Raw genomic sequence first — 22471 nt, forward strand, 5'->3', positions numbered from 1 at the left:
GGTATGGCTGAGCCGCCCGATGCCGTCCCGGCGCGGCCCTCATGGGCGCCGAGCACGACCGCACCGTCCGAAGGAGGCTCGAGAATGACCATTCGTGCCGCATGGCGGGAGCGTGCGCGGTGACCGTCACGATCGCTTTGTTCACCCGCGACCTGCGGGTGCGAGACAATCCGGTGCTGACCGCCGCGCACCGGGAGAGCGCCGCGGTGGTGCCGCTTTTCGTGCTCGACGACGCTATCCTCTCCGGCCGCTTCGCCGCGCCCAACCGCGCCGGGTTCCTCGCCGCCGCCCTCGCCGAGTTGGACGACGAACTGCGCGCCATCGGCGGCGGCCTGGTCCTGCGCCGCGGTGACGTGGCCGCGGAGGTCGATCGCGTGGCGGCGCAGGTGCGCGCCGCGAGCGTGCACGTCGCCGCCGACGTCAGCGGCTACAGCCGCCGGCGGGAACGCGCGCTGCGCGAGCTTCTCTCCCGCCGCGACTGCCTGCTGCACACGCATCCCGCCACCGTCACCGCCGCCGATCCGGAGACGCTGTTGCCCGCCACCGGTCGCGACCACTTCGCGGTCTTCACCCCGTATTTCCGGCGCTGGTCCGACGCGCCACAGCGCAAGCCGCTGGGCAAGCCGCGTAACCTCACGGTGCCGCGGGTGTCCGGCCTGCCGCTGCCGGACGCGGCTGAGCTGTGCGCGGCTCCGATGTCGCCGCAGCTCACGGTGGGCGGTGAGACGACGGGCCGGAAGATCCTGCGCGACTGGTTGTCCGGGCCGGTGGAACACTACGCGCGCGACAACGACGACCTCGCCGCCGACGCCACCTCACGGCTGTCGCCCTACCTCCATTTCGGCTGCTTGTCTCCGGTGGAGCTGGCGCACCGGGTCGACATGTCGACCGAGGGCGGCCACGCGTTCGCCAGGCAGCTGGCCTGGCGCGACTTCTACCACCAGTTGCTGGCCGCCCGCCCGTCCGCGGCTTGGTCGGACTACCGTCCCCGCCCGATCCGCTGGCGCGACGACCAGCAGGCGGTCGACGCCTGGCGGGACGGGCACACGGGGCACCCGGTCGTGGACGCGGGCATGCGGCAGTTGCGCGCGGAAGGCTGGATGCACAACCGGGCACGCCTGATCACGGCCAGTTTCCTGACCAAGTCGCTGCGGGTCGACTGGCGGGTCGGAGCGGAGCACTTCCTGCGCTGGCTGGTGGACGGCGATCTGGCGAACAACCAGCTCAATTGGCAATGGGTCGCGGGTACGGGGACCGACACCAGGCCGAACCGGGTGCTCAATCCGCTGCGCCAGGCGCAGCGCTACGACCCGGACGGCGCGTACGTCCGGCGCTGGATTCCGGAGCTGGCGCATCTACCCGGCGCGCGCATCCACCGACCGTGGCGGGAAAACGTCGATCCGGCGGACTATCCGGCGCCGATCATCGACGTCGTCGGGATGTAGTGCGGCCGAGTCACCCGGACAGCTCGTTCGGCGGCTGCACGACGAGCACGGCGTCGGCGACCGACTCGAAGGCTCTGATCACGTTCTCCAGTTCGTCGCCGACCTCCCGCATCCCGGCGATCGCGGTCAGATCGTCGATGTCGAAGTACCACCGTGCGAACAAGCGGCGGAACGCGTCGTCGGCGTCGCTCGCGAGCCACCGGATCTCGGCGCGATAGCGCGCCGCCCCGACCGCATTCCACGGTGCCGCGAACGATCGGGCCGTGTTCCGGCCGCATTCCTGGACGATACCGATGATCTCGGCGAGTTCGTCCGCGAGCGCCGTCACCCGGTGCCGGTGGGCGAGCTCGGCTGTCGTCGCGAGGTGGACCACGACATCGCGCAAGGCGCGGGTGAGATCGCAGTCCGGCTCGCCGGGCAGCTCGCACGCGATGTCCTCGGCGAGTGTCGAGAGCCGAGCGTGTACCGCGTCGGGAACGACGGGGAGCATGTCGAGCATCGCCGCGGCTCGCCCGACCATATCCGCCGCACGCCGAGAACAGTCGTGCGAGTGTCTCCGGGCCAACGGTTGCGACGATGTCACAGGTGCTCCTGACGGTCGATCGAAAGGTCTGCGCGCGGCGACGTTCCGCCTCGCGGTCGCGACCGGTGCCGCGACACAGATGATTCGAAGAGCGAGGACACGCGGATCAAGCCGCCTCGACCACATACGTTCCCGCGTGAGCTTGGCGAATCCCGTTCGCGCGCGTTTGAATTGATGTGTCGAGGATTTGCCATGTCCGAGGAAAGGGGCCTGTCATGGGCACCGTCGAAATCGCGATCACCATCGGCCGCATCGTGGACACCCTGCAGAAGGCGCTGATCCTGCTCATCCTCTGAGCGGCTCGTGTTTCCGGGCCTGCCGACGAGGGTTGCCCGGGAATCACGGAGATTCGCCGGATCGTTCTCCCGGTCGATCAGTCGCCGTGCACCGACCGGTGGAAGTCCCATGCGTCGGAGACGATGTCGGCGAGGTCGGGGCGCTGTGGCTTCCAGCCGAGCCGGGTCCCCGCCTTGCCGCTCGCGGCCACGCAGACGGCCGGGTCACCCGGCCTGCGCGGGCCGTAGTGGACCGGGAAGTCCCGTCCGGTGACTTCGCGCACCGTGTCGAGCACCTGCCGGTTGGAGTACCCGCTGCCGTTGCCGAGGTTGTACACCTCGTATTCGCCGGGACGGATGGCCTCCAGCGCCAGCAGGTGCGCGGCGGCCAGATCGGCCACATGCACATAGTCGCGGATGCAGGTGCCGTCCGGCGTCGGGTAGTCGGTGCCGTAGAGGGTGAACGAATCGCGTTGTCCCGCAGCGGCTTGCAGCAGGATCGGGATCAGGTGCGACTCGGGCTCGTGCCGCTCGCCCAGGTGCGTGTCACCGGTGACGACGGCGCCGGAGGCGTTGAAGTAGCGCAGCGACGCCGCGCCGAGTTCGCTCGCGCCGCACTCGCCCGCGATCATCAGGTCCACCGTCGCCTTGGTCGCCGCGTACGGGTTGGCCGGACGCACCTCGGCGCTTTCGTCGAAGGGTGTGCTGCCGTCGCCGGTGTACATCGACCCGGTGCTGGAGAAGATCAGGCGCGGGGTGCCCGCGGCGCGAACGGCGCGCAACAGGGCGAGCGAGCCTTCGATGTTGTTCCACCAGTACTTCTCCGGATTCGCGACCGATTCGGCGACCTCGATCTTGGCGGCGAAGTGCAGCACGCCGTCGAAGCCCGCCGCCGGGGTGAGCACGTCGGCGACGCGGTGGATCGACAGCTCGTGGAACGTCGCGCGCGGCGGAAGGTTCGCCGGGAAGCCGGTGGACAGGTCGTCGAGAATCACCACTTCATGGCCCGTGTCGACGAGTTGATGCGCGACGACGCTGCCGATGTAGCCGGCGCCGCCGGTAACGAGAAGCTTCACGAATGTCCTCTCCTGAGGTGGCTGGCGGAAGATCTCAGAGTAGGCCGTGACGAGGGCGCCGCTGGCCGGGTCTGGGTCCCGAACCATCATCGCGTCCGAGCCCGGCCGGGGGACGCTGTCGAAGCTGTGAATTCGCTGGAGATATCGATCCGGCTGCCAGCTATTTCCCAGCGCAGTATCGGGCTCCCTCGAGATCCCGGGCCGAGGATCGTTCTCGCGGTCGAAGTCCGGCCGATGGCCCCACGGGCCGATACCAAGGAGAACGAGTATGAAGGCGTTGAAGTCCAAGGTGGTGAAGGCCGCGGTGGGTCCCGCTGCCCTGAGTCTTTCGACACGCCGCCGATCAGGTCGATTACCTCGCTGGTAATCGACCTGATCGGCGTTGTGGGCGAGGCTCGGGAGCATGGTGACGAACAGCACGCGGCGAAACCGCCCCGCACTGACCGGTGCGCTGCGCGGCTTGGCGCTCGGACGGGTCGCGCTCGGCTCGGCCGCGCTCGTGGCCCCGCGGACGCTGACCACGGCGCTGGGCGTGCGGCCCACGCCCGAACTCGACTACATGACCCGGATCTTCGGCGCGCGGGCGATCGCGCTCGGCCTCGGGTATCTCACCGCGCCCGCCGAGGAGCTGCCGCGCTGGCAGCGCTTGGCGTTGCTGGTGGACATCCTCGACACGACACACGGCGGGGTGCGCGTCCTGCGTGGCGACGTTCCCCGGCCGACCGCGGTCGCACTGGTCGCCCTGACCGGCGGGTACATGCTCGTCGGCGCGACCAGGCTGGCCAGGGATCTGCTGTGAATGTCTTTGGCACACTGGTGCGATGGCGACCGTTGTGGCATTCCACGCGCATCCCGACGACGAGACGCTGCTGACCGGCGGGACGCTGGCCGAACTGTCGGCCGCCGGGCACCGGACCGTCATCGTGGTGGCCACCGACGGCCATATGGCCGATCTCGACGGCCGGAAGGCGCTGCGGCTCGATGAGTTGGAGGCGAGCGCCGCCGCCCTCGGCGTGCACCGCGTAGCGCACCTCGGTTACGCCGACAGCGGGCACGGCCCGGTGCTGTACGCCGACCCACCCGACCGGATGCGATTCGCCCGCGCGGACCCCGAGGACGCGGCGCGTCGGCTGGCCGCGATCCTGCGCGAGGAGAACGCGGAGATCCTGCTCAGCTACGACCGCAACGGAGGGTACGGCCACCGCGACCACATCCGCGTGCACGAAGTGGGCAAACGCGCGGCCGAATTCGCCGGGGTAGCGCGCGTTCTGGACGCCACCCTGCCCCGCGATGGTTACGCACGTCTCGTGCGTTCGCTGACGTGGCTGGGACTTCCTTTCCGCTACGACTTATCGGTGCTCGACTCGTTCTACAGTCCACGTTCGGCGATCACCCATCGAATCGACGTCTCCGCCCAAGCCGCCCGCCGCAAGACCGCTCTGGCCGCCCACCGGTCCATCATCGAGGGCTCCAGCCGCTTCGCGGCCATCGCGAAGGCGCTACTCCGCATGCCGACGCCGGTGCTCGCCCGGGTGATGCGCTGGGAGTGGTTCGCCGAAGAAGGCGCTACCTCGACCTCGGGAACTCCGCTCGACGACATCTTCCGGCCCGCGTCCCGCTGAGCGGTGTGCCCTCGGGTTCGCGACCCACCGCGTTACTTGTGCGATTGCGCCGACAAGATTTCTCGAAGCAAGCAGCATTCGGTTTCGGCGCGGGTCGTGATGCGCGGGCTGTGCCGACTCGATCCGGACGAGCGCCGCCGGGACCGCGCTGAACCCGGGCGCTCCCAGCCGGTGCGCCGATGCCGATAGGGCACGGCCGGTGGTTACCCGCGCGTCCACGGGAAGCCGACCGGTGTTCGACGGTTACGCCAGGTGAGCGGTGAGGTTCGGTGCGGAAGCCTCCTTCGCGGCGGCCCTACTGCGGTGGCATGTCACCTGCGAAGCGCGTATCGGCGGGTTCCCGAGGCAACACCACGGTGAAGGTCGCACCGCGGCCCGGTTCGCTGTCGACCGACACCCGTCCGCCATGGGCCGTCACCAGGGCTTGGACGATGGACAGACCGAGGCCGGCGCCGCCGCTGGTGCGGGTGCGTGAGGCGTCCGCGCGGTAGAAGCGTTCGAAAGCCCGGGCGGCGGCCTCAGGAGACAGGCCGGGGCCCGCATCGATCACGTCGACCTGGACACGATCGCGGGCGGCCGTGAGCCGCACCGTGATCGGCGTTTCCCGGGGGGTGTGGATCAGGGCGTTGCCGAGCAGGTTGCTCAGTACCTGGCGCAGGCGGGCCTCGTCGCCGATGACGTCCATGGTTCCCTCGCCGTCGCCGAGTGCCAGTGTGATCGGGCGATCGGGCGCGTCGGGCGAGGGTTTCTGGCGGGCGGCGATGGCCCTTGCGTTGTGCACGGCGTCGCCGGCGAGGGCGAGCAGGTCGACGGGTTTGCGCTCCAGCGGGCGTTTCTCATCCAGCCGCGCCAGCAACAGCAGATCTTCGACCAGCAGACCCATCCGCTCGGCCTCGGCCTCGATCCGGCCGACCACCATCCCCGCGTCGCTGCTGGCGCCCTGACGGTACAGCTCGGCGAAACCGCGGATCGTGGTCAGCGGCGTGCGCAGTTCGTGGCTGGCGTCCGCGACGAAGCGGCGCATCCGCGTCTCCGAGCGGCGGGCCGCTTCCTCCGAGGCCTCGGAGGCGGCCACGCCGTGCTGGATCTGCGCGAGCATCTCGTTCAACGAGCGCGCCAGATGATCGACCTCGGTGTCGACGCCGCGCACCGGGACCCGCCGGTGCAGGTCGCCGCCTGCGATCGCCGCCGCGGTCTGCTCCACCTCGCGCAAGGGCCGCAGGCTGCGCCGGATGACCAGGTAGCCGACGGCGCCGAGGGCAAGCAGTGCCGCCGCCCCCGTGCCGATCTCGAAGAAGATCAGCCGCGATACCGTCTCCTGGTTGTCGGTGAGTGGCAGGCCGATGGTGGTCGAGCCGTACTGGTTGGTGGTGGTCAGTACGCGCCAGCGCACCGAGGAACCGTCCGCGGAACCCACCGTCTGCGGGGTGTGGGCTTTCGCGCCGCTGAGATCCGGGTTGCCCGCGGCGCTGTTGGCGCCCGGTAGGTCCTGATACACCTGCCCGTCGGCGCCGGTACGCAGTTCGAAGAACCGGCGCGGCTGTTCGCCCGCCGACCTCGGCTGTACCGGCAGGGCCGGGAGATCGGCCGGAAGCCATTGCACTCGACCGTCGCTGGTGGTCACTTGGCGCATCGGACGCGGTTCCGCCCACTGCCGTGCCGCGTCGTAGAGCTGCTCGTCGGTGCGCTGGGTGAGCGATCGGCTCAGCGCCGAGGTCACCGCCGCGCCCGACGCGAACAACGCCGCCGCGGTCAACAGCAGCAGCACGATCACCAGCCCTATCCGCAGCGGGACCGCCGACACTCGCCGCGCGAGTTTCTCCCGTACGCTCACGTCCGGCTCACCTGCGGTTCGCGCAGCACATATCCCACGCCACGCAGCGTGTGCAGCAGCTTCGGTTCGGTGGTGTCGATCTTGCGCCGCAGGTACGACACATACGACTCGACCACGCCCGCGTCGCCGCCGAAGTCGTAGCGCCAGACGTGGTCGAGGATCTTCGGCTTGCTCAGCACCTTGCCCGCGTTGACCATGAAGTACCGCAGCAGGGTGAACTCGGTCGGCGACAGCGACACCGGCGCGCCCGCTTTCCACACCTCGTGGCTGTCGTCGTCGAGCACCAGGTCGCCGACGGCCATCCGGCAGGCGTTCTCCTGGACGGACTGTATTCCGCTGCGGCGCAGGATGACTCGGAGCCGGGCGATGACCTCCTCGAGGCTGAACGGCTTGGTCACGTAGTCGTCCGCGCCGAGGGTGAGGCCGGTGAGCTTGTCGTCGACGTCGTCGCGCGCGGTCAGGAAGAGCACGGGGGCGTCGACCCTGTCGGCGCGCAGCCGCCGCAGCATCCCGAACCCGTCCATGCCCGGCATCATCACGTCGACGACGAGCGCGTGCGGCCGGAAGGTGCGCACGCGGTCCAGCGCCTCGGTTCCGCTGAGCGCGGTGGCCACCTCGAAGCCCTGGAACCGCAGGCTCACGGCGAGCAGCTCGATGATCATCGGTTCGTCGTCCACGATGAGGACGCGGGCCTCGGGTTCGGTGCCGGTCATGATCCCATGATTGCGCCGCAGGCACGGAGCGACCTGCGAGCAAGCTGGGTATTTCCTGGGAGCCACGCGGGCACGGACACGCGAACGGAGTATCGCCGCGTCGTGGGACGCGGCGATACTCCGTCGGCAGGGATCGGAATCGTCAGCCGGTGGGTGCGGTCAGGTCGTAGACCGTGACGTTGCCGACCGTCTTCGCGGTGTAGTGCGCCTTCACCCACTCGGTGATCTCGTCCGCGGCCGACTTCTCGTTCCCGGAGCCTGGCCGCATGCCCTGCCCCTGCGCGATGAACCAGTGCACCTCGCCATCGGCCACGTACTGCTGGAACCGAGCCAACGTCGGCGCGTCGTCGCCGCCGCTGAAGCCGCCGATCGCGATCACCGACGTGCCGGTGCGCAATTCCAGGCTCGACGCGGTGCCCGAGCCGATGCTCGCCGCCGACCAGCGGCTGTCGGTGTTCTCCAGCAGGGCGTTCAGCTCGGCGTTGTCGGCGCTGCCGTCCGGTCCACCGCCGCCGGGAGCGCCGCCCGCGGGAGCACCGGCACCGGTCGGCACGCCGCCGTCGGCGGCCATGTCCCCGGTGGGCAGTTCGCCGCCGGTGGGAGTCGCGCGGCCGGCCCCGGACGCTCCGCCGGTGGCCTCGGCGCGGCCGTCGTCTGCTCCCCGGCCACCGGCTCCGCCCGCACCGGGCCCGCCCATGGAACCCGCCTGCGCGGGTCCGGAGGTGGGGATGCCGCCGCTGTGCGCGTGGGTGACCGTTTCGACCGCGTAGGCCGTCGACCCGGCGAATCCGGCGAGCAACGCCGTGGCTGCGATCGCGACGGCGATCCGGCGCGACCGGTGCGCGCCGACCAGCAGCGCCACCGCGGCGATCGCCGTCGTGGCCACTACCGCCCAGCGCAGCCACGGCAGCCAGTCCGGCGTGCGGTTCAGCAGAACAAAGGCCCAGGCGCCGGTGACCGCCGACAGCAGTGCCAAGGTGATCCTGGCCGCCACGTGCCCGCGCCGCCGCCACAGTTGCGTCACCGCGATCGCGGCGACACCGGCGACGCCCGGCGCCAGGGCCACCGTGTAATACGGGTGGATGATGCCGCTCATGTAGCTGAAGACCAGGCCGGTACCGAGCAACCAACCGCCCCAGAGGAGCAACCCCGCCCGCAGCCGATCGGTGCGCGGCGCGCGGCCACTCAGCCAGAGCCCGGCGACCGAGCCGATCAGCGCGACCGGAAGCAGCCAGGACACTTCGGTCGCCATGCTGCCGCTGAACAGCCGGGCCAGTCCGGTGTCGCCGCCGAACGCGCCGCCCATGCCGCCGCCACCGCCGGGACCGCCGGAGCCCCCTCCACTCGGATTGCCGCTGCCGCCGAGCAACCGGCCCATGCCGTTGTAGCCGAGCGCCAGCTCCCACAGGCTGTTGTCGGTCGACCCGCCGATGTACGGGCGCGAATCCGCGGGCCACAACTCCACCAGCAGCACGTACCAGCCGCCCGCGACCACCATGGCCGCGCACGCGGTGACCAATTTGCCGATGCGGGACCAGAATCCGCCCGCTCCCGCGACCAGGAACACCAGACCCAGGGCGGGCAGGACCAGGAACGCCTGCATCATCTTGGTCAAGAACGCGAAACCGATGGCGACACCGGCCAGCGCGAGCCAACACGTGCTCGCCGAACGCCAGCGCGGGTGGTGCGAGTCGATCGCCCGCACCGTGCAGTAGGCCGCCGCGATCAACAGCAGGGTCAGCAGCGCGTCCGGGTTGTCGAAGCGGAACATCAACGCGGCGACAGGAGTCGCCGCCAACGCCGCACCCGCAAGCAGGCCCGCGCCGAGCCCGCTCCAACGCCGCACCGCGGCGTACAGCAGGGCCACCGAGCCGACGCCCATCAACGCTTGCGGCGCCAGCAGCGACCACGAGCCGAATCCGAACAGCCGCCCCGACAGCCCCATCACCCACAGCGCCGCGGGCGGCTTGTCCACCGTGATCGCGTTGCCCGCGTCGTGCGCGCCGAACAGCAGTGCCTTCCAGCTCTGCGTGCCCGCCTGCGCCGCGGCGGCGTAATACTCGTTCGCCCAACCGGATACCGTCAGATTCCACAGATACAGCACCGCGGTGGCGACGAGCAGCGCGAACAACGCCGGGCGCGCCCATCGCGGTTGGCTCGCGGGCCCGAAGAACACGCGATCCGCCCGGGACCGGCGTGCCGGTGCGCGATGGGCGCCGACGAGTCGCTCGTCGGCCGCAACGCCCGGCGGGACGCTCGTGATCAGCGCCATGATTTCGCCTTCCTTTCGTCTGAACCTCTGCTCGAAGGCTAGGAAGGCAGCCTGCCCGCAAGCTGGGGCAAACCTGGGAGTGCGCTGTGCGGCCGAGCGGCCCTCGTCACTCGCTCGGCGGGATCACACTGTGCTGACCACCTCCTCGTACGCCAGTCGCGGCGAACGCGGGAACCACGCGTTCGGGCCGGGCTTGCCGATATTGACCACGACAAGGCCGGTGTATTCGCCGCCAGGGAAGAAGTCCTCGTCCAGGCCCGCGCCGTCGAAGCCGTTCATCGGGCCCGCCGCCAGCCCGGCGGCACGGACGCCGAGGATGAAGTAGCCGATCTGGATCAGGGCGTTGAAGCGCGCGGACTCCGCGCGGTAGTCGGCGTCCGCGAAGTAGTCCTTGGCCTGCGGCGCGTGCGGGAACACCGTGGGCAGGTGCTCGTGGAAATTCAGGTCGGCGGCGAGGATCGCCGACAGCGGCGCGGCGGCCGTCTTCGGCTTGTTGTTGTCGATCATGTGGGTGACCAGCCGGGCCCTGGCCTCGGGGCTGCGCACCAGAACGATCCGCAGCGGTTGCTGATTCATCGAGGTCGGTCCGTATTTGACCAGCTCGTAGATCGCGCGGACCTGCTCGTCGGTGACCGGCTCGTCGGTGAAGGCGTTCGCCGTGCGGGCCTCCCGGAACAGCAGGTCCCCGGCGTCGGCGGCGAGTGTGAGCAAGTCCGGCTGAACGGAGTTCACAGGGTTTCTCCTCGATAGTGGTCGGATCAGTCGTGGACGACGCGCCGCGACCGGGTCAGCAAGGCGCCGTCGGCGCGGACGAGCACGTCGTGCACGACGCAGCTCGGCGCGATCTCCGGTTTGCTGTTCGGGCGGATCTTCACTACCAGGCAGTAGGCGGTGGACACGATGGTCCCGTCGTCCTGCGGCTGCAGGTTGATCATGTTGAACCAATGCCTGCGCTGCATCGGGTCGGTTTCGAAGCGCTTGTGGAACTCGACCAGGTCGGCGATGATCCCGGCCCTGGTCCGGGCCGGCGGAATGCCCGGTGTGTGCTCGAATTCCGCGTCCTCGGTGAAAGTCGCGGCGTAGCCGGGGATGTCGCGGTTGTCCAGCCGCTGCATCTGTTCGGCGTAGAACTGCTGGACCTCGGCGTACAACTCGGTGCGGCTGGCGACGGTGGTCATGGTTGCTCCTGTGGTCGCGGCGGGGCTCGGCTGCACGCCAGCGTCGCCGACGCCGCTAGAGCCTCGGTTGAGCCGACGCCCGTCGCCCGCGGTTGACCGGATCTATAGGACGCGGGTCGACCCTGGTGGTCGAGAAGCCCGGCGAGTTCGGAAGTTCGACCGATGGAGGAGTCATGGCGGAAAATCGGCGCGTCGCGCTGGTCACCGGAGCGACCAGCGGAATGGGCCTGGAGATCACCAAAAGCCTGGCGGCCAAGGGGATCGCGGTGTTCCTCTGCGCTCGCGATCAGCAGCGGGTGACCGACACGGTGAAGAGTCTGCAGGACGACGGTCATGAGGTGGACGGCACCGTCTGCGACGTCGGCGACGCCGCGCAGGTCCGCGAGTACGTCGACGCGGGTGTGCGGCGCTACGGCCCGATCGACATCCTGATCAACAACGCGGGCCGCAGCGGCGGCGGCGTCACCGCGCAGGTGACCGACGAACTGTGGTTCGACGTGATCAACACCAACCTCAACAGCGTGTTCCTGATGACGAAGGCGGTGCTGAACGCGGGCGGCATGCTCGAACGCGGCAGCGGCCGCATCGTCAACATCGCCTCCACCGGCGGCAAACAGGGCGTGGTGCACGGCGCCCCGTATTCCGCCTCCAAGCACGGCGTGGTCGGCTTCACCAAAGCGCTCGGCCTCGAACTGGCCAAGACCGGGATCACCGTGAACGCCGTGTGCCCCGGATTCGTGGAGACGCCGATGGCCGAGCGGGTGCGGGAGGTGTATTCGGGGCTGTGGGGCGTGGACACCGACGAGGTGCACGCCCGGGTCAGCGCGCGAGTGCCGATCGGCCGCTACGTGCAGCCGTTCGAGGTGGCGGCGATGGTCGACTATCTGATCGGTCCCGGGGCGGGCGCCGTCACCGCGCAGGCGCTGAACGTCTGCGGCGGCCTGGGTAATTACTGACAAGGAGTGACGGCAATGACCGCAGTGGAGGAGAACGTCCCCACCACCGGACACGAGGACTATCTGCGGGTGCTGGAGGCGATCCAGGCCGGCGCGTTGCAGCTGCTCGCGGGCTTTCCGCAGCAGCCGAGCGCACTGCGCTTCCAGGTGGGGGAGGTGACCGTCGAGGCCGAGTGGGCGGCCGTGCCCGCCCCGATCGCGGCGGCCGCGGTGGAAGCCGTCGCCGCGCCGGAGGCTCCCGCGCTCGGCGCGGTCGTCCGCGCGCCCAGCGTCGGCGTGTTCTATCGATGCCCCGAGCCGGGCGCGGACCCGTTCGTCGAGGTCGGCGATCGGGTGAGCGCCGGGCAGCAGGTCGGCATCGTCGAGGCGATGAAGTTGATGATCCCGGTGACGGCGCAGGCGGGCGTGATCACCGGGATTCTCAAGGAAGACGGCGAACCGGTTCAATTCGACGAGCCCCTGTTCTCGTATTCGCCGGAATGACGGTGCTTTTCGAGCGGGCGGCCGCGACGCCAGGTGAGCACCCGGCGTTGTGTCCGCCCGCCGACCTGTGCGGCGCCGATGAGCGTCAGCACGTCGCCGTTCAGCGACATCTGCCGCACCTGCTCGGTCTGCGCCCAAGCCGGGTTGGAGCAGACGCTGATCGCGTGCACCACCTCCGTGCCGGTGCGCCGCCAGGTGCCCGCGTACCCCATGAACGGGGTGGCTCCCTGGGCTCCGTCAGTGCGCATCATGCTCACCGACATGTAACCGTGCGCGCCGTAGATCAGCAGGCCGCGTGGTGCGTCGCCGAGCGGGCCCGCGCTGGTGACGTCCTGCTCATCGATGTCGTAGTAGGACACCAGTTCCCAGGTGCCGACAAGATCGGTTGCGTTCATGACACCGACGATGGCGGCCGCCGCTCTAATCACGCTGTAGCCGGTTGCCGGGCGAAGCGGTGACTGGCCCGTACCAGCTGCCAGACGACGTCCAGCTCCTCGCGATCGCGTGGCCCGTACACCATCACCAGCGTCCCGGGCAGGTATCCCTGCCGAGCCATCGGATGCGCCTCCGCCCAGCCCAGCCGAACCGCCTGCGCCACTGTGTCTTTCGGCAGGCACATGTGCAGACTGCCGTCCCCGTGCCCGTGCAGGTGGGCGAACTCGGTGCCCGCGAGGTACGCCTCGCCGGGTCCGTGGGCGATCGTCGGCCGCAGGTGCAGGGCCCGGGTGTCGGGCAGGGAGACTCCACTGTGGCCGAGCAGAACGCCGTCGAGCGTGGTCATCCGCGACCACAGCTCCTCTTGCAACTCCGGCGGAGCGATCTGGTCGAGTTGCTGGTGCGGATTGTGCGCGCGGGTGCGCGGCCGGTCACCGGAGCGCCGCGGCAGATCCAGGCGTCCGTCCACTGTTGTCGTCGTCATGACTGTGCTCCCTTCGGATTTCGCGTACTCGCGACCCCTGGAAACACATTACTTTCCAAAGTATAGTAGTAACCAAGGAGAAAGTGACTTACCGGGAGGACGTATGACAACCGCGCCGGTCGACCCTTGTCCGATCACACCCGTCATCGACCTGGTGTTCGGCCGCTGGTCCACCCAGGTGCTCTGGGTACTCACCCATGACGGCAAGCTGCGCTTCACCGAACTGCAACAGCGCATTCCCGGCCTGACACCCAAGGTCCTCACCCAGCGCCTGCGTCAGCTCGAACGCGACGGCCTGGTCGCGCGCACCTACCACCCCGAAGTCCCGCCGCGCGTCGAATACGAGGCGACCCCACTGGCCAGAACGCTCACCCCGGTGTTCAGCAGCATCGTGACCTGGTCCTCCGAACACCTCGGCGAGGTCCTGGCTGCGCGCGCCGCCTACGACGCCGGCGAGCGCGCGAACTGACCCGTGAGATCAACGAAAAGGACTTGCTGCCACTGACTGACCAGCGGCAGCAAGTCCTACTTCATGTCACGAATATCGCATGCACTCCCGCTCTCATCGTGACGAGAGGGCACGAGTTCGTGACTGCTCGCAATCAACGGGTGGATGCTGGGCGCGGCGCCACCGTGAGCAGGCATCCGGCCAATTCGCGCGGCATCGTGATCATGCAGTCGTGCCCGGTGGGGAGTACGTGGAGGCGGCCGGGAGGCAGATCCGCGGGTGGCAGGGTGCGGGGCATGGCCGCGCGCATCGCCTTGAAGTCCTCGCCGCCTTCGCCGCAGTGGACGTGCGTCACCGGAATCTTCGCCAGTGCAGCGGGATTCGTCAGTGTCATCGGTTGCTGGAAGGTCTTCAGCGATTGCGGCGTCTGCATGGACGCCAGCCAACCGAGATCGGGGTCCTCGGTGACGCCGTAGAGGCCGCCGTCGCCGGTCGGTTCGGTTTGCGGCGGCACCAGCCAGCCGTCGCCGGTGGCGGCCGCCGCGGCGGCGAAGGCGTCGACCATGCCCGGCATGATGTCGGCCACCGCCTCGCCGTCGCGCGGCACGAACGTGTCGATGTAGACGAGTTCGGCGATGCGGTCCGGCACGGCGTCGGCCAGCGCGGTGACGACGATGCCGCCGTAGCTGTGGCCCACCAGGACGACTTCGATCGCGTCCTCGGCGGTGACCAGCTCGATCAGATCCTGCACATGGGTGTCGAGCCCGACATCCGGGGTCAGCAGGTGCGCGCGGTCGCCCAGACCGACCAGCGAGGGGGCCAGCACGCGGTGACCGGCGTCTTCCAGCAGCGGAGTCACCCGCTGCCAGACCCATCCGCCGTGGAAGGCGCCGTGAATGAGCAGGTAGGTCGACACGATCAGTTCTCCCTGAGTTTCGTTAGGGTCGTGACGGTTTCGGTCGCGGGCGGCACCGGCTCCGGACGGATGCCGAGACCGATCACCCTGGCCACCAGCCGGGGCAGGCGCGGGAAACGGCGCAGCAGCCGCACCAGCAGCGGCTTGTCGGTCCCGGGCCGTCCCGCACTCGGGTAGAGGTCCGACAGCAAGTGCAATTGCGCGAATTGCACCACGCGCATGGGGAATTCGCGGCGGCGCTGAACGGTGCGCAGCTGCGTCGTGGACGCGGTCGCGCCCGCGGCGAGGATCGGCGCCAGCAGGCGAGCGGTCGCGATGGCGTCCTGCACCGCGAGATTGATGCCCACCCCGCCCGCCGGGGACATCGCGTGCGCCGCGTCCCCGATCGCCAGCAGGCCGGGACGGTACCAGCGGCGCAGCCGATCCACTCGGACGTCGAGGGGTTTCACGTCGTCCCAGTCCAGGATCTCCGCTTCCAGACGCGGCGCGAGCACGGGATAGATGGTGGACAGATCCGCACGGAACCGCGCCAGCCCCGCCGCCCGGATCGTCGCGAAGCCGCCCTTCGGAATCATGTAGGCGACCTGGAGATAGTCACCGCGATCGATACAGACGATGAAGAATCCCTTCCCGCTGCGGACGGTGGGCAGACGCTCGCCCTCCGGCTTGCCGACGCGGAACCAGAGCACGTCCATGGGCGCCGCGCTGGCGGCGACCTCGAGCAGCCCCGATCGGCGCACGATCGAGTGCCGCCCGTCGGCCGCGATCACCAGGTCGGCGCTGACCTCCAGCGAACCGTCAGCGGTCTCGGCGCGTACGCCCGCCACCGCACCGCCGCGCTGGATCAGCTCGGTGACCTCCGCTTCCTGCACCAACCGGAAGCCGGGGTAGCGCCCGCCCGCCTCGGCGAGGAAGTTCAGCACATCCCACTGCGGCATGAACGCCACGAACGGGAAGGGCCCGGGCAGGGCGCTGAAGTCGGCGAACACCACCGGACCGGTGGCGGTCGCCATCGGCAGCCGGGGTAGCTCGACGTGCGGCAGCGCGAGGAATTCCTCGGCCAAGCCGAGTTCGTTCATCGCGAGCAGTGTCGAAGTGTGCACGGTGTCGCCCCGGAAATCCCGCAGGAAGTCCGGATGCTTCTCCAGCACCAGCACTTCCACGCCGGAACGCGCCAGCAGCAGGCCGGTCATCAGTCCGGCGGGGCCGCCGCCGATCACGCAGACCCGCACCGATTCGGTGCTCACGCCAGGCATGTGGGCACCTGCCCGCCGTTGTAGAGCACCATTTCGTCGAAGATCGCCTGCACGTCCAGTGGCTCGCCGAGTTCGCCGCCGGACAGCTCCGCGTCGGCGCGGTACAGGTTGCCGACCAACCGCTCCTGGTCGACCAGGTCGGCGAACTCACCGTGGTCGGCCTCCAGCGCGATCGCCAGCGGCGTCAGCCCGAGTGCGCGTCCCTCCGCGGCCAGGTCCTGCACCCAGCGCAGGTAGCGCAGCGTCTGGTCGAAGATCTCCGGTCCGGTGACGGGGCCGTGTCCGGCGACGACCGTCTCGGCGCCCAGCGCGGCCAGCCGCCGGATCGCGTTGACGGAACCGCTGACCGACCCCATCAGGCAGAACGGCGCAGCGCCTGCCATCACCAGGTCTCCGGCGAACAGCACGCGCTCCTCGGGCAGCCACGCCACCACGTCGTTGGTGGTGTGCGCGGCGGTGCCGAAGTGAATGAGCTCCACCCGGCGCTCGCCCTGGTGCAAGGTCAGGTGATAGCTGAACGTGATGCTCGGCAACGTGACCCGCACATCGCCCCATTCGACATCCGGCCACAGCTTCGTCAGCGCCAGGCCGGTCTCGATCATCTCCGGCCGGATCCGGTCGTGGCCGACGACGACGGCGGCCGGGCCGAACAGGTGGTTGCCGAAGTTGTGGTCGCCGTGGTGATGGGTGTTCACGATGACACGGGCCGGGCCGGTACCCAGCCCGTCGACGAACTCGACGAGTGCCCGGGTGCGCCCTTCCGTCGCCAGCGTGTCGATCACCACCGCGCCGTCCGGCCCGGTCAGCACGCCGGCGTTGCTGACGCACCAGCCGCCGCGGCTGTGCGTGTAGGCGTGGACGCCGTCGGCGATCTCCTGTACGCGCGGCGTCGCGCTCGTCTCGGTGGCGGTCATGTCGGTGACTTCGTCGTCGCGGCACAGCGTTCCGCGCACCGCAGCGTGTTGCGGCTGTTGGCGGACAGCGCTTCGGTGAGGTACGCGCGGGCGTCGGCGAGATCGGTGTTCGCGCCGAGGATCTCGCGCGCGGCCTCGGGATTGATCGCGACCGTGTGCCGCGCGGTCACCACCGCGCCGTCCGGACCCTCGGCGAATTCCCACGCACCGCTGTGGCCGAACAGGATCGCGGGCGGCACCAGCTGTTTGTAATCGATTCGTTCGCCGGGAACACACACCCGGATGGACTTCGTGGTGTGCGGGATACCGCCCGCCGTCACCGTGTCCATCTCCATCAGCTGCACGCCCTCGGCATCCTCGGTGAGCTCGATGCGGCCGACGTGCGGCACCTGCTCGGGCCAGCGTTCGCTGTGGTAGACGAAGTCATACGCCGCGGCGGACGAGCATTCCAGCGTCACGGTGTCCTCGAAGGTGTGGATCACCTCGTCCACCGGATGGCCGAGCTCGGCGACGCGGGCCAGCGCCGCGAGCTCGACCACGCTGTTGCGATCGACCGACGCGGCGACCTGCGCGGCATCGGCCCCGTCCACCACCGCGAAGTGGTGGTCCAAGGTGACCTTCGTCGCGCCGGGACCGATCTCGCGGAACGACCAGCCGCCGCCCATCGACGCGATCGGCGCCTGGCTGCGTTCCTGCTCGAACACGATGCGGCGCTGCTCGGCGTCCAGCACCCGCCGCGACGTCCAGTTCTTCACCGCGCCGCCGACGGTCGCCCACAGCCGGAAGCGCTCCTCGTCCTGCCCCCGGTGCAGGTGGCGCACCAGCACGCTCGGCTCGAAGATCACCGGCCATCTGGTCACGTCGGCGACCAGGCCGTAGACAACGTCCGGGGCGGCCTGCACCACCCTGCTGTGGGACATCACTTCGCCGGTCATGCTCTGTCCTCTCCGGCACGAGCGGGGCCCTGCGTGGTCACGCTGCGCTGCCTCCTCCGGGCCTGACCGCTCATGCGGTGTGTGCTTTCGGCATGAGCGGGGCCCTGCGTGGTCACGCTGCGCTGCCTCCTCCGGGCCTGACCGCTCATGCCGCACCGCGCAGTTGGGCGTTCACGATGTCGACCAGCTCTTGCGGCGTCTTGACCTCGACGAGTTCTTCCTCCGGGATCGTCACGCCGAAATCGCGCTGGATCCGCGCCGCGGTCTCGATGAGCGCGAGCGAGTCGTAGCCCAGCTCCTCGAATTCCACGGCGGCGATGTCGCCGCCGAGTTCGGCGAGGTCCTCGCCGCCCGCGCAGTCCACCAGAATGCGGCGTAGTTCGGTGATGGTCATGGTCATGATTCGCTCCTCGGCAGATCTCGATCGGACACGGCGCGCACGACGACCGCGGAGTTGAAACCCCAGCGCCCGCGTGCCAGGACGAGCGCGCCGCCGACGGTGGCGGAGCGCGGGGCGCCGAGAACCAGATCGATCCGGTAGTCCTCGGCGAGCGTGGTGGTGCGCGGGGTCGGCGGGATCACCGAGTCGCGCATCGCCAGCAACGCGGTGACGACGTCGAGCGGACCCGCACCGGAGAACAGGCGTCCGGTCAGCGGTTTCGACGCGGTGACCGGAACGCCGCCCGGCCCGAACAGCGCCTCGATGGCGGCGGCCTCGTCGCGGTCGCGGTGGGGTATGCCGGAGGCGTCGGCGAACACCACGTCGATGTCACCGGGCGTCATCCCGGCGTCGGCCAGCGCGAGTTCGGCGGCGCGGCGCAGGCCCGACGGACGGCCGGAACCGGGCGGCGGGTCGAAGGTCGAGGCGTAGCCGGCGATCTCACCGTGCACTTTGGGCACGCCACGGGCCCGCGCGGCGGCGGCGTCCTCCACGACCAGCATCGCGCCGCCTTCGCCGGGCACGTAGCCGGCGGCGCGGGCGTCGAACGGCAGATAGGCGCGGTCGGGGTCGGTCGCGGCGCTCACCCCGCCGCTGGACAGATGCGAGGCCCAGCCCCACGGGTCCAGCGCCGAGTCGACACCGCCGGTGACCACCAGCGGCGTCCCGCGCCGCACGGTGCGCCGCGCGTGGCCGATCGCGTCCAGTCCGCCCGCCTGCTCGGCGACCAAGGCGCTGCTCGGTCCGCGCATGCCGTGCCGGATGGAGATCTGGCCGGTGTTGACCGCGTAGAACCACGCGAAGGACTCGTACACGCTGACGTGCTCGGAGCCGAGCGACCACAGCTTGTTGAATTCGCGATGGGTGAATTCGAAACCGCCGGAGGCGTTTCCGGTCACCACGCCCATGTCGTAGTCGGTCATCGTCGCCGTGTCGACCTTCGCGTCGTCCAGCGCCCACTGCGCGGCGACCAGCGCCATCCGGGTCGAGATGTCCGTCTGCGGCAGCAGCCTGCTCGGCAGGTGCTCACCGGCGTCGAAATCGGCCACCTGCCCGGCCAGTCGCGCCGACGAGCCGCTGGTGTCGAACCGGGTGAGCGGCGCTATCCCGCCGCGACCGGCCAGCACGGCGTCCCAGAAGCGCTCAACGCCCATGCCGTTCGGCGCGAGCACTCCCATTCCGGTCACGAGGATCATGCCGCCACCGCCTCCGCCTTGCGCAGCACCATCGCGCTCTGGAAGCCGCCGAACCCGCTACCCACGGTGAGCACGGTGTCCATCCGATGGTCGCGGGCGACCAGCGGCACGTAGTCCAGATCGCATTCGGGATCGGGTTCGTGCAGGTTCGCCGTCGGCGGCACCACCTGGTATTCCAGCGCCAGCAGTGAGGCGGCGATCTCGACCGAGCCGATCGCGCCCAGCGAATGCCCGACCATCGACTTGATCGAGCTCATCGGCGTGGCGTAGGCGTGCGCGCCGAGACTGCGCTTCACCGCCGCGGTCTCGTGCCGGTCGTTCTGCCTGGTGCCCGAGCCGTGCGCGTTGATGTAGTGCACACCGGTCGGGTCGATCCTGGATTCGTCGAGCGCGACCCGGATCGCCTCGGCCATCTCGCGGCCGTCGGCCTTGAGGCCCGTCATGTGGTAGGCGTTGCACCTGGTCGCGTACCCGGATATCTCGGCATAGATGTGCGCGCCCCGCTTGCGTGCGCTCTCGTACTCCTCCAGCACGAACATCGCGGCGCCTTCGGCGAGTACGAACCCGTTGCGCGAGTTGTCGAACGGCCGCGAGGCCACCTCCGCCTCGTCGTTGCGCGGGGTGGTCGCCTTGATCGCGTCGAAGCAGGCCACCACGATCGGTGTGATGGGCGTGTCCGACGCGCCCGCCACCATGACGTCGGCGGAGCCCTCGCGGATCAGCTGCACCGCGTGGCCCACCGAGTCCAGTCCCGAGGTGCATCCGTTGGAGACCATCGCCACCGGTCCCTCGGCGCCCACGCTCCAGGCCACTTCGGCGGGCATCACGCTGGGGATCATGTAGTCGAACATGTGCGGAGAGAGAGATACGTCTCGTCGACCAGCCAGTTCTTCCCGGAGTCCGACAGCACCAGGTATTCGCGCTCCAGGCTGGTGGCCGCGGCGACCGCACTGCCGAGGCTCACGCCGAGCCGGTGCGGATCGACCGCCGCGAGGTCGAGCCCGCTGTCGGCCACCGCCTCCCGCGCGCAGACCACGGCGAACTGCACAGCCCGGTCCATGCGCCGAATCTCCCTGGGAGACAGCCCTTCCAGCGCCGCGTCGAAGTCCGCTTCGCCGGCCACCTGGGACCGGTACGGCGAGGCGTCGAAGAACGAGATCCGGCGCGTCGCCGTGCGGCCCTCGGACAGCAGCTTCCAGAACTCGTCCTTGCCCGACCCGCCGGGCGCGCGGACGCCGAGCCCGGTGACGACAACGCGGCGGCTCATCGCGCACCACCGGATGCATTGGTGTTCATGGCGTTCTCCCTTCGATGGTGCGATCGAGCATCGAGGACGGTCCTCGAACCTCGCTCGAGCGAGCGAGTCGAGTTGTTCTCGAGCGGTGGGGCGCAGGCTGTCGCTGTGATCGCCCGGCCGGCGCCGCCCGGATCGATCACCTGTTCCCGAGCACAGGAGACACGCGTGATGAAGTCAGCACACGGCCAGCACGGCGCCGCGGACTGGGTGCTCTGCCCGGCATGCCTGATCCCGCTGTACGGCAAGCGGTTCGCCCGCGACCTCGGCGTCTGCGGCGAATGCGGCAGGCACACGCCGATCACCGCGCGGCAGCGCATCGAGCAGCTCGCCGACGAGGGACGCTTCGAGCCGCTGCCGGTCGCCGCCACCGACGAGGACCCGCTGACCTTCACCGACACCAAGCCCTACCCGGACCGGCTGGCCGCCGCGCGCTCCCGCACCGGCATGCACGACGCGGTGCTGTGCGCGCTGGCCGCGATCGAGGGCAGGCCGGTGGTGATCGCCGCCATGGACTTCCGCTTCCTGGGCGGCAGTCTCGGCACCGCGGTCGGCGAAATGATCACCGCGGCCGCCGAAACCGCGCTGGCCCATCGTGTTCCGCTGATCATCGTCACCGCGTCCGGGGGCGCCCGGATGCAGGAGGGCCCGCTGTCGCTGATGCAGATGGCCAAGACCAGCGCGGCGCTGGAGCAACTGGACCGGGCGGGCATCCTCACCGTCACCCTGATCACCGACCCCACCTACGGCGGCGTCGCGGCTTCCTTCGCCACCCTTTCCGACGTGCTGATCGCCGAACCGGGCGCGCGGCTCGGGTTCGCCGGACGGCGAGTGATCGAGCAGACCATCCGGCAGGAGTTGCCGCCGAAGTTCCAGACCGCCGAATTCCTGCTGGAGCGCGGGCTCATCGACATGATCGTGCCGCGGGCGGGCCTGCGCCAGGCGCTCGGCGCACTGCTGCGGGCCGCGGGTCCGGTCGATTCCGCCGAGACCCTCGTCCCCGCGGACGCGGGCGTGATCACCGATCCGGCCCGCGTTCCCGCGACCGATCCCTGGACACAGGTGCGCCGGGCGCGGTCTCCGCAGCGGCCGACCGCGCTGGACTACTTCGCACTCGCCTTCGACGAGTTCCGCGAGTTGCGCGGCGACCGGATCTCCGGCGATTGCGCCGCGGTGGTCGGCGGAACGGCGTGGCTCGGCGGGCGGCCGGTCATGGTGATCGGCCACCAGAAAGGACACGATCCCAAGGAGCTGATGGAACGCAACTTCGGCATGCCGACTCCGGCCGGCTATCGCAAAGCGGCTCGTCTGATGCGCCTGGCCGAGAAGCTCGGGCTGCCCGTGGTCACCTTGATCGATACGCCCGGCGCCTATCCGGGCGCGACCGCCGAGGAGCAGGGGCAGGCGATCGTCATCGCGGAGAACATCCGGTTGATGTCCGCGCTGCGGGTGCCGGTGATCAGCGTGGTGATCGGCGAAGGCGGCAGCGGCGGAGCCCTTGCGCTCGGCGTCGCCAACCGGGTGCTCATGTTCGCGAACGGCACGTACTCGGTGATCAGCCCGGAAGGCTGCGCGGCGATCGTGTGGAACGACCCCGCCGCCGCACCGGAGGCCGCGGCCGCGCTGTCGCTGACCGCGCGGGACCTGCTGCGTCTGGGTGTGGTCGACGCGGTGCTGCCCGAGCCGGGCGACGACGTGGGCGCGGCCCCCGTGGCCG

At 69.9% G+C, this 22471-nt stretch carries 24 protein-coding genes; 7 read left to right on the forward strand and 17 right to left on the reverse strand.

Features of this window, described 5'->3' with window-relative positions:
• Positions 1-119 precede the first annotated feature (119 nt).
• On the forward strand, positions 120-1445 hold the full coding sequence (locus ACWEH3_RS29475) for a cryptochrome/photolyase family protein (RefSeq protein WP_450018273.1): 1326 nt from the start codon (positions 120-122) through the stop codon (positions 1443-1445).
• 10 nt (positions 1446-1455) lie between these two features.
• On the opposite strand, the gene ACWEH3_RS29480 is transcribed toward ACWEH3_RS29475, so the two are convergent.
• Both ACWEH3_RS29480 and galE read right to left on the reverse strand, forming a co-directional pair.
• On the reverse strand, positions 1456-1944 hold the full coding sequence (locus ACWEH3_RS29480) for a hypothetical protein (protein ID WP_450018271.1): 489 nt from the start codon (positions 1942-1944) through the stop codon (positions 1456-1458).
• 457 nt (positions 1945-2401) lie between these two features.
• The gene (gene galE, locus ACWEH3_RS29485) at positions 2402-3379 is read right to left on the reverse strand and encodes a UDP-glucose 4-epimerase GalE (protein ID WP_450018269.1); all 978 of its coding nucleotides are present in this window, start codon (positions 3377-3379) and stop codon (positions 2402-2404) included.
• A 403-nt stretch (positions 3380-3782) separates the two neighbouring features.
• Between galE and ACWEH3_RS29490 the strand changes: the two genes are divergently transcribed.
• Together ACWEH3_RS29490 and ACWEH3_RS29495 are read left to right on the forward strand one after the other, a co-directional pair.
• The gene (locus ACWEH3_RS29490; RefSeq protein ID WP_450018267.1) at positions 3783-4178 is read left to right on the forward strand and encodes a hypothetical protein; all 396 of its coding nucleotides are present in this window, start codon (positions 3783-3785) and stop codon (positions 4176-4178) included.
• 22 nt (positions 4179-4200) lie between these two features.
• Positions 4201-5001, forward strand: coding sequence for a PIG-L deacetylase family protein (locus ACWEH3_RS29495; RefSeq protein ID WP_450018265.1), 801 nt, complete (start codon positions 4201-4203; stop codon positions 4999-5001).
• Between the two features lie 295 nt (positions 5002-5296).
• Here the strand turns inward: ACWEH3_RS29495 and ACWEH3_RS29500 are convergent, their stop codons facing one another.
• The 5 genes from ACWEH3_RS29500 to ACWEH3_RS29520 all read right to left on the reverse strand — a co-directional run bounded on the left by ACWEH3_RS29500 (position 5297) and on the right by ACWEH3_RS29520 (position 10998).
• Positions 5297-6835 carry a sensor histidine kinase gene (locus tag ACWEH3_RS29500; protein ID WP_450018263.1) on the reverse strand — a complete coding sequence of 513 codons (1539 nt, stop codon included), beginning with the start codon at positions 6833-6835 and terminating at the stop codon, positions 5297-5299.
• Positions 6832-7548: a response regulator transcription factor gene (locus ACWEH3_RS29505; RefSeq protein WP_450018261.1), complete on the reverse strand. Its 717-nt coding sequence runs from the start codon at positions 7546-7548 to the stop codon at positions 6832-6834. The genes ACWEH3_RS29500 and ACWEH3_RS29505 overlap by 4 nt, the downstream gene beginning before the upstream one ends.
• 142 nt (positions 7549-7690) lie before the next feature.
• Complete coding sequence (locus ACWEH3_RS29510) at positions 7691-9820, reverse strand: ArnT family glycosyltransferase (RefSeq protein WP_450018259.1); 2130 nt, start codon at positions 9818-9820, stop codon at positions 7691-7693.
• A gap of 123 nt (positions 9821-9943) precedes the next feature.
• Entirely contained in the window at positions 9944-10552 is a 609-nt protein-coding gene (locus ACWEH3_RS29515) for a malonic semialdehyde reductase (RefSeq protein ID WP_450018257.1), read from the reverse strand.
• 26 nt (positions 10553-10578) lie between these two features.
• Entirely contained in the window at positions 10579-10998 is a 420-nt protein-coding gene (locus tag ACWEH3_RS29520) for a nuclear transport factor 2 family protein (RefSeq protein ID WP_355077921.1), read from the reverse strand.
• A gap of 173 nt (positions 10999-11171) precedes the next feature.
• Here ACWEH3_RS29520 and ACWEH3_RS29525 point away from each other — a divergent pair, with 173 nt between their 5' ends.
• Both ACWEH3_RS29525 and ACWEH3_RS29530 read left to right on the forward strand, forming a co-directional pair.
• Positions 11172-11954: an SDR family NAD(P)-dependent oxidoreductase gene (locus ACWEH3_RS29525; protein ID WP_450018255.1), complete on the forward strand. Its 783-nt coding sequence runs from the start codon at positions 11172-11174 to the stop codon at positions 11952-11954.
• Between the two features lie 15 nt (positions 11955-11969).
• The gene (locus ACWEH3_RS29530; protein ID WP_450018253.1) at positions 11970-12437 is read left to right on the forward strand and encodes an acetyl-CoA carboxylase biotin carboxyl carrier protein; all 468 of its coding nucleotides are present in this window, start codon (positions 11970-11972) and stop codon (positions 12435-12437) included.
• Here the strand turns inward: ACWEH3_RS29530 and ACWEH3_RS29535 are convergent.
• Together ACWEH3_RS29535 and ACWEH3_RS29540 are read right to left on the reverse strand one after the other, a co-directional pair.
• Positions 12398-12832: a lipocalin-like domain-containing protein gene (locus ACWEH3_RS29535; RefSeq protein WP_450018251.1), complete on the reverse strand. Its 435-nt coding sequence runs from the start codon at positions 12830-12832 to the stop codon at positions 12398-12400. The genes ACWEH3_RS29530 and ACWEH3_RS29535 overlap by 40 nt on opposite strands.
• A 29-nt stretch (positions 12833-12861) precedes the next feature.
• A complete protein-coding gene (locus ACWEH3_RS29540; RefSeq protein ID WP_450018249.1) occupies positions 12862-13356 on the reverse strand; it encodes a luciferase domain-containing protein in 495 nt (164 codons plus the stop codon).
• A gap of 103 nt (positions 13357-13459) precedes the next feature.
• Between ACWEH3_RS29540 and ACWEH3_RS29545 the strand changes: the two genes are divergently transcribed.
• On the forward strand, positions 13460-13825 hold the full coding sequence (locus tag ACWEH3_RS29545) for a winged helix-turn-helix transcriptional regulator (protein ID WP_450018247.1): 366 nt from the start codon (positions 13460-13462) through the stop codon (positions 13823-13825).
• Between the two features lie 133 nt (positions 13826-13958).
• On the opposite strand, the gene ACWEH3_RS29550 is transcribed toward ACWEH3_RS29545, so the two are convergent.
• The 8 genes from ACWEH3_RS29550 to ACWEH3_RS29585 all read right to left on the reverse strand — a co-directional run bounded on the left by ACWEH3_RS29550 (position 13959) and on the right by ACWEH3_RS29585 (position 20727).
• On the reverse strand, positions 13959-14720 hold the full coding sequence (locus ACWEH3_RS29550) for an alpha/beta fold hydrolase (protein ID WP_450018245.1): 762 nt from the start codon (positions 14718-14720) through the stop codon (positions 13959-13961).
• 2 nt (positions 14721-14722) lie between these two features.
• Entirely contained in the window at positions 14723-15976 is a 1254-nt protein-coding gene (locus ACWEH3_RS29555; RefSeq protein WP_450018243.1) for an FAD-dependent oxidoreductase, read from the reverse strand.
• On the reverse strand, positions 15964-16890 hold the full coding sequence (locus ACWEH3_RS29560; RefSeq protein ID WP_450018241.1) for an MBL fold metallo-hydrolase: 927 nt from the start codon (positions 16888-16890) through the stop codon (positions 15964-15966). Before ACWEH3_RS29560 ends, ACWEH3_RS29555 begins: the two co-directional genes overlap by 13 nt.
• Complete coding sequence (locus tag ACWEH3_RS29565) at positions 16887-17825, reverse strand: aromatase/cyclase (RefSeq protein WP_450018239.1); 939 nt, start codon at positions 17823-17825, stop codon at positions 16887-16889. The genes ACWEH3_RS29560 and ACWEH3_RS29565 overlap by 4 nt, the downstream gene beginning before the upstream one ends.
• A gap of 145 nt (positions 17826-17970) precedes the next feature.
• Positions 17971-18225, reverse strand: a complete 255-nt coding sequence (locus tag ACWEH3_RS29570) for an acyl carrier protein (protein WP_355077911.1) — start codon at positions 18223-18225, stop codon at positions 17971-17973.
• Positions 18222-19460: a ketosynthase chain-length factor gene (locus ACWEH3_RS29575; RefSeq protein WP_450018236.1), complete on the reverse strand. Its 1239-nt coding sequence runs from the start codon at positions 19458-19460 to the stop codon at positions 18222-18224. The genes ACWEH3_RS29570 and ACWEH3_RS29575 overlap by 4 nt, the downstream gene beginning before the upstream one ends.
• Positions 19457-20311 (reverse strand): beta-ketoacyl-[acyl-carrier-protein] synthase family protein, encoded by an 855-nt coding sequence (locus ACWEH3_RS29580; protein ID WP_450018234.1) that lies wholly within the window; start codon positions 20309-20311, stop codon positions 19457-19459. The genes ACWEH3_RS29575 and ACWEH3_RS29580 overlap by 4 nt, the downstream gene beginning before the upstream one ends.
• The gene (locus tag ACWEH3_RS29585) at positions 20296-20727 is read right to left on the reverse strand and encodes a beta-ketoacyl synthase N-terminal-like domain-containing protein (protein ID WP_450018232.1); all 432 of its coding nucleotides are present in this window, start codon (positions 20725-20727) and stop codon (positions 20296-20298) included. Before ACWEH3_RS29585 ends, ACWEH3_RS29580 begins: the two co-directional genes overlap by 16 nt.
• Before the next feature lie 198 nt (positions 20728-20925).
• On the opposite strand from ACWEH3_RS29585, the gene accD reads away from it, so the two are divergent.
• On the forward strand, positions 20926-22471 hold a 1546-nt coding region (gene accD, locus ACWEH3_RS29590; protein WP_452358421.1), incomplete at its 3' end, for an acetyl-CoA carboxylase, carboxyltransferase subunit beta.

This window comes from Nocardia sp. NPDC004718 (genome assembly GCF_053601535.1).

Coding starts and splice junctions, on each gene's coding strand:
- ACWEH3_RS29480 (WP_450018271.1), bottom strand. CDS start 1,944: ATGCTCGACATGCTCCCCGTCGTTCCCGACGCGGTACACGCTCGGCTC.
- ACWEH3_RS29490 (WP_450018267.1), top strand. CDS start 3,783: ATGGTGACGAACAGCACGCGGCGAAACCGCCCCGCACTGACCGGTGCG.
- ACWEH3_RS29495 (WP_450018265.1), top strand. CDS start 4,201: ATGGCGACCGTTGTGGCATTCCACGCGCATCCCGACGACGAGACGCTG.
- ACWEH3_RS29505 (WP_450018261.1), bottom strand. CDS start 7,548: ATGACCGGCACCGAACCCGAGGCCCGCGTCCTCATCGTGGACGACGAA.
- ACWEH3_RS29510 (WP_450018259.1), bottom strand. CDS start 9,820: ATGGCGCTGATCACGAGCGTCCCGCCGGGCGTTGCGGCCGACGAGCGA.
- ACWEH3_RS29520 (WP_355077921.1), bottom strand. CDS start 10,998: ATGACCACCGTCGCCAGCCGCACCGAGTTGTACGCCGAGGTCCAGCAG.
- ACWEH3_RS29525 (WP_450018255.1), top strand. CDS start 11,172: ATGGCGGAAAATCGGCGCGTCGCGCTGGTCACCGGAGCGACCAGCGGA.
- ACWEH3_RS29530 (WP_450018253.1), top strand. CDS start 11,970: ATGACCGCAGTGGAGGAGAACGTCCCCACCACCGGACACGAGGACTAT.
- ACWEH3_RS29535 (WP_450018251.1), bottom strand. CDS start 12,832: ATGAACGCAACCGATCTTGTCGGCACCTGGGAACTGGTGTCCTACTAC.
- ACWEH3_RS29540 (WP_450018249.1), bottom strand. CDS start 13,356: ATGACGACGACAACAGTGGACGGACGCCTGGATCTGCCGCGGCGCTCC.
- ACWEH3_RS29545 (WP_450018247.1), top strand. CDS start 13,460: ATGACAACCGCGCCGGTCGACCCTTGTCCGATCACACCCGTCATCGAC.
- ACWEH3_RS29555 (WP_450018243.1), bottom strand. CDS start 15,976: ATGCCTGGCGTGAGCACCGAATCGGTGCGGGTCTGCGTGATCGGCGGC.
- ACWEH3_RS29560 (WP_450018241.1), bottom strand. CDS start 16,890: ATGACCGCCACCGAGACGAGCGCGACGCCGCGCGTACAGGAGATCGCC.
- ACWEH3_RS29565 (WP_450018239.1), bottom strand. CDS start 17,825: ATGACCGGCGAAGTGATGTCCCACAGCAGGGTGGTGCAGGCCGCCCCG.
- ACWEH3_RS29570 (WP_355077911.1), bottom strand. CDS start 18,225: ATGACCATGACCATCACCGAACTACGCCGCATTCTGGTGGACTGCGCG.
- ACWEH3_RS29575 (WP_450018236.1), bottom strand. CDS start 19,460: ATGATCCTCGTGACCGGAATGGGAGTGCTCGCGCCGAACGGCATGGGC.
- ACWEH3_RS29580 (WP_450018234.1), bottom strand. CDS start 20,311: ATGTTCGACTACATGATCCCCAGCGTGATGCCCGCCGAAGTGGCCTGG.
- ACWEH3_RS29585 (WP_450018232.1), bottom strand. CDS start 20,727: ATGAGCCGCCGCGTTGTCGTCACCGGGCTCGGCGTCCGCGCGCCCGGC.